5 protein-coding genes are annotated in these 4,825 nt (G+C 51.6%); 2 read left to right on the top strand and 3 right to left on the bottom strand.

Annotation, left to right across the window (positions count from 1 at the left end):
- The coding region (gene murQ / locus SGI98_07490) for an N-acetylmuramic acid 6-phosphate etherase (GenBank protein ID MDZ4743245.1) at nucleotides 1-1,599 on the top strand (1,599 nt) is incomplete at its 5' end.
- A 33-nt stretch (nucleotides 1,600-1,632) separates the two neighbouring features.
- On the opposite strand, the gene crcB is transcribed toward murQ, so the two are convergent.
- Entirely contained in the window at nucleotides 1,633-2,019 is a 387-nt protein-coding gene (gene crcB / locus SGI98_07485) for a fluoride efflux transporter CrcB (protein MDZ4743244.1), read from the bottom strand.
- Nucleotides 2,016-2,549, bottom strand: a complete 534-nt coding sequence (locus SGI98_07480; protein MDZ4743243.1) for a CrcB family protein — start codon at nucleotides 2,547-2,549, stop codon at nucleotides 2,016-2,018. The genes crcB and SGI98_07480 overlap by 4 nt, the downstream gene beginning before the upstream one ends.
- 56 nt (nucleotides 2,550-2,605) lie before the next feature.
- On the opposite strand from SGI98_07480, the gene SGI98_07475 reads away from it, so the two are divergent.
- Nucleotides 2,606-3,289, top strand: a complete 684-nt coding sequence (locus SGI98_07475; GenBank protein MDZ4743242.1) for an LON peptidase substrate-binding domain-containing protein — start codon at nucleotides 2,606-2,608, stop codon at nucleotides 3,287-3,289.
- Nucleotides 3,290-3,295: 6 nt separating this feature from the next.
- On the opposite strand, the gene SGI98_07470 is transcribed toward SGI98_07475, so the two are convergent.
- Nucleotides 3,296-4,795 carry a phytoene desaturase gene (locus SGI98_07470; protein ID MDZ4743241.1) on the bottom strand — a complete coding sequence of 500 codons (1,500 nt, stop codon included), beginning with the start codon at nucleotides 4,793-4,795 and terminating at the stop codon, nucleotides 3,296-3,298.
- Nucleotides 4,796-4,825 lie beyond the last annotated feature (30 nt).

The following is a 4,825-nucleotide window of genomic DNA, read 5'->3' as shown; positions in this document are numbered from 1 at the left end:
CTTTTGATCGGGTTATGTATCGCCGGAGTGATCGACACGGCGACTAGGGAGAAAGTCCGTAAGGCCGCACAAACGGTTTTTGGGGCACAAACACGACTGATGATTGATAACGATCTGGTCTCCGCCGTATTTGCGGCCTTTGGTCAGGGCGAAGGGGTGATTGCCTTGGCAGGAACCGGTTCCTGTGTCTTTGGCATGAAAGGCAGTCAAAAAACAAAGGCCGGTGGCTGGGGACATTTGCTCGGAGACAGCGGCAGTGCTTATTGGATCGGACATCAGGCTTTGCGTAAGGTATTCGAGGTTTATGATGAACAAGAAAAGGTCGATGCGCTGGGTGTGCGGATTCTCAGAGTGCTTTCGATGAATTCCCCCCGGGAATTAATTTCCTGGGGACAAGGCGCCGACAAAGCGCAAATTGCGCAGCTAGCCCCGGAAGTTTTTGCGGCTGCTGCGGACAAGAATCTCCCCGCATTACAAATCACCGGAGCCGCGGCCTCTGATTTCGCCCGGAATATCGGTATCGTCCAGAAAAAGCTGAAGATCAAGGGGCCTTTTCCGGTGGCATTGATCGGTGGGCTTTTCGAGAATCGTCCACTGCTGCGCAAATTGCTTTTGACAGAGCTTAAGAAACAAAAAATCCCCGCGCAAATTATTCAGGTAAAGTATGACGGGGCCACCGGGGCGGCACTTTTTGCTGCGGGGAAAACCGGTAATATTTCCTCTCCCTCACCCGTAAAGGGGGGGAAGGGCGGTACAGCCATGCCCTTAGTGGACCTGTCGAAGATTGCAACCGAAGACCGCAATCCCCGGACGGTTAAACTCTCGGAAGTGTCCACACGCAAGCAGGTGGAGATGATGATCGCCGAGGATGAGCGGTTCCTTTTCACTGCCTTGCGTTGCGAGTCTGCGCAAATTGCGGAGGCGATCGATATCATTGCGGGCAAATTGCGCAAAGGAGGCCGGCTTTTTTATGTGGGGGCAGGAACCAGCGGGCGATTGGGTATCCTCGATGCGAGTGAGTGCCCGCCGACATTTAGTGCACCACCGCAGATGGTTCAAGGTATTATTGCCGGGGGCGCCCGCGCGATTACGACTGGCATCGAGGGAGCCGAAGATAACCGTCAGGCCGGTGAAGAAGTCATGAAGGCCCGGGGGATCACATCGAAAGATGTCGTGTGCGGGATAGCAGCTTCCGGCAGGACGCCTTATGTCTGGGCGGCCTTGGCCCAGGCGCGCAAATTGCGCGCGAAAACCATCATGATTTCTTGTAACCCCAAAATGCGTGGGGAGGAACCTTTCCGTCCGGATGTCAGTATTCATCTGGCCACAGGCCCGGAAACTTTGACAGGCTCCACGCGGTTGCGTTCGGGCACGGCGACAAAACTCGTGCTCAATATGTTAACGACCCTTTCGATGGTCAAAATCGGTAAAGTGATCAGTAACTATATGATCGATGTCGCGCCCACGAATGAAAAACTCAAGGCCCGGGCCATTCGGACTGTTTCCCAAATCGCCGGTTGTCCCGCGCAAATTGCTTTTGAGGCTTTGACTGCCCGGAAGTGGAACTTGCGCGAGGCGCTCAAAAAAATCGGGGCATAAATTCTGAGAGTAGAGACTGCCATTAGGGGGGGGCTAGAATTTGGTGAGGATGAAACCAAGCCATGCAGCCCCGATCCCGAGGATAAAAGTCAGGAGAAGGTTCCAGAAAGCAGGGAGATATCTCCTGTCACGGATGAATCTCTGTACATCGACGGCGAGGCTGGAGAAAGTGGTTAATGCCCCGCAAAAACCGATCCCTAAAGCAGTCATGACAATCGGGGGGAGTGTGTGGTGAATCGATACCCCGACGAGGAAACCGAGAATAAAGGAACCGAATACATTCACGAATAATGTCCCGTAAGGAAATTCTTTTTCCGATGCGAGGACCCGGTTCACTGATGAGTGGACAAAGGCCCCGACATGGTATCGGAGAAGGGAACCGAGTGCCCCACAAATCGCCAGAAGGATAAGGGTGCTCATGGGTGTGACGCCTTTTGTGTGCGGGTACCTTTTGTAAACACCGCCACGGCGATGGCTGTCGTGAGGGTGACGGCGATCAACCCGCAGAAGATACTTGCCGCGATGTAAGTCAGCGCAGTTCCTGCGAGGTCGGCGCGGCAGAGGATGATAAACTCCACATTGGCGGTGGAGAGAGTGGTGTAGGCCCCGCAAAAACCAATTGCCCCGAATGGCCTGAGCCATTTAGGGTGATTATGAGTTTCCTCCGTCCATGCAATCAGGAATCCCAGTAAGGCGGCTCCACTGATATTAATCCAAAAAGTGGTCCAGGGGAAACTCGGGTGGGAGATGTGGGGAATGGGGAAAAGAGTGTCCATCCCATATCGTGACAGGGTCCCTAAAATACCACCAGTGGCCACCCAGAAAGACCCGTAGAAAGGGGAAATGATTTTTCGAATGATGCTACTTTTATGGGGCATAATAATGGAAGGCCGATGAGGGTTTGTAAAGTAAGGGTGAGTGCAAGTCAAAGTCAAGGAAAGCGACTCCATCAGTTTATTCTTGTTTCTGTCCCTTGCGCGGCTGGGATAGGCAGGTATATTGTTGGGTGCAAATACCCTCACCTTTGCCCTTCATGGTTCTAACCGGGTTAACCCTTTTTCCACAGGGGCTCCTCCCCCTATATATTTTTGAACCCCGCTACCGCAAAATGCTCAAGGAATGCCTCGATGGCGACCGGATGCTCGGCATTGTATCACCGGACCATTTATCACCACCATCTGGCGATAAAAATGGCCACAATATTATTGCCGGAGTCGGGGTCATCCGGGCTTGTGTCGGCCAGGATGACGGGACGTCACAATTGATTTTACAAGGCATCTCACGGGTGCGCCTGACGGATTTTGTCCAGACATCTCCCTTATTGGTGGCGAGGATAGTACCCCTCACGTCCACAAATTGTGATAATATCGAGGTCGATGCTTTGGCTGGACGCCTCCGGGAGATCATCCAGGAGATCACAGTCAATAGTAGTCCCTTGCCTGACCAGGTGATTAATTACCTAGATCAAACCCGTGACCCGGAAACCCTCTCGGACCTGGTCTCTTATCTAATCTTGAAAAGGGCTGATTACCGCCAGGACATTATGGGGACTTTGGATTTACGCGAACGTTACCGCAAATTGCTCCACATGGTCCCGGAAGAATTAAAAAAAGCGGGTGTCTCCGGCCAATCGAAGAAACAAAAAAAATCCCCGGATGAACCCCGGCAAAAAGACGAGGAGGGGGATTAACGCGGGCTAAACGAACTCTTCAGGGGAGGGCAGGATTTTTTCCAGCATCTTAGCACTACTCAGGACCCCTGGCATTCCTGCACCAGGATGAGTGCCGGCGCCTACGAGAAAGAGGTTTTTGACATCCTCGCTCACATTATGAGGGCGGAACCAAGCACTCTGCCAGAGGACGGGTTCAAATTGAAAAGCCGATCCGGCGTAGGCATCGAGGTCTTTTTCAAAATCCAGCGGGGTAAGGATACGTTTAGTGACGATGTGTTTGCGTAAGTCGGGGCAAATTGTTTCCAAGGAAGTGAGGATGGCCTCGGCGTAACGGTCTTTTTCTTTTTCCCAATCAATATTCCCCTTGAGATTGGCCACGGGAGAAAGGACATAAAAACATTCGCAACCCTCGGGAGCGAGGGATTTGTCTGTCCGAGTCGGGGCGTGTAGGTAGAGGGAAAAATCTTTCGGGAGGATTTTGTGATTAAAAATATCATTAAGGAGATCCTTGTAGCGCTCCGCCAGGACGATACTGTGATGGGCAATATCGGGATAAGTGCGGTCAGTCCCAAAATAAATCAGGAAAAGTCCCATGGAATACCGCATGGATTCGATTTTTTTATCGGTCCATTTCCGGCGGTGCTCAGGTTTTACCAGTTTGCGGTAAACATTGGCCACATCACCATTCGATACGACGACATGTGCATCATGGGTATCTCCACCCACGAGACGGACTCCCGAGACAGCGCCGTTTTTGACCAGAATCTCCTCAACCTTGGAATTCAAGAGAAATTTGCCCCCGAGCAATTCAAAATGTTTGACCAGTGCATTAACCAGTGCACCGGTTCCTCCCATGGCAAAATGCACGCCCCATTTTCTTTCAAGATAATGGATCATGGCGTAAATGGAGGATGATTGGAAGGGGTTACCCCCGATCAGTAAAGGATGGAAACTGAAAACAACGCGCAGGTAAGGATCTTTAAAATATTTTGAAACGAGTGTGTAAACCGACAAGTGTGACTGGAGCTTGATCAGGTCAGGGGCGACACGGATCATGTCTGTGACACGGGAGAAGGGTTCATCCGCTAGGTCGGTGAATCCACGGTCGAAAATGGCTCGGGTCTTTTTGACGAATTCAAAATAACCGGGGACATCATCAGGGTTAAACTTTTTGATTTCTTGGACGATTTGCTCCTCGATCCCGTTATAATTAAAAACCTTCCCGTCATGGAAAACGATCCGGTAAAAGGGGTCGCAAGGGACAATATTAATATAGTCCGTGGTTTTTTTGCCGCCGAACTCGAAGAGTTCATCAATCAGGAAAGGGGCGGTAATAATCGTCGGTCCTGCGTCAAAGGTGAACCCATCCTGTTGATAAACGTAAGCACGGCCACCGGGTTTATCACGCATTTCAAGCAAGGTCGTCTGGTATCCTTTGGCTTGCAGGCGGATGGCGGCGGCGATTCCGCCAAAGCCACTCCCGATAACGACTGCTTTTGCGGGTGATGAGGAGGATTCGTGCATAGGGGGGGGGGAAGAGGGGAAATTTTCTTG

The organism is Verrucomicrobiota bacterium (assembly GCA_034440155.1).
Classification (GTDB): Bacteria; Verrucomicrobiota; Verrucomicrobiia; order JAWXBN01; family JAWXBN01; genus JAWXBN01.
The sequence above is the reverse complement of the archived record's forward strand: the minus strand, read 5'-3'. Positions and strand labels throughout refer to the sequence as shown.

What these genes read in the sequence shown, in the direction of transcription:
- crcB (MDZ4743244.1), bottom strand. Translation starts at nt 2,019, where the DNA reads ATGAGCACCCTTATCCTTCTGGCGATTTGTGGGGCACTCGGTTCCCTT.
- SGI98_07480 (MDZ4743243.1), bottom strand. Translation starts at nt 2,549, where the DNA reads ATGGAGTCGCTTTCCTTGACTTTGACTTGCACTCACCCTTACTTTACA.
- SGI98_07470 (MDZ4743241.1), bottom strand. Translation starts at nt 4,795, where the DNA reads ATGCACGAATCCTCCTCATCACCCGCAAAAGCAGTCGTTATCGGGAGT.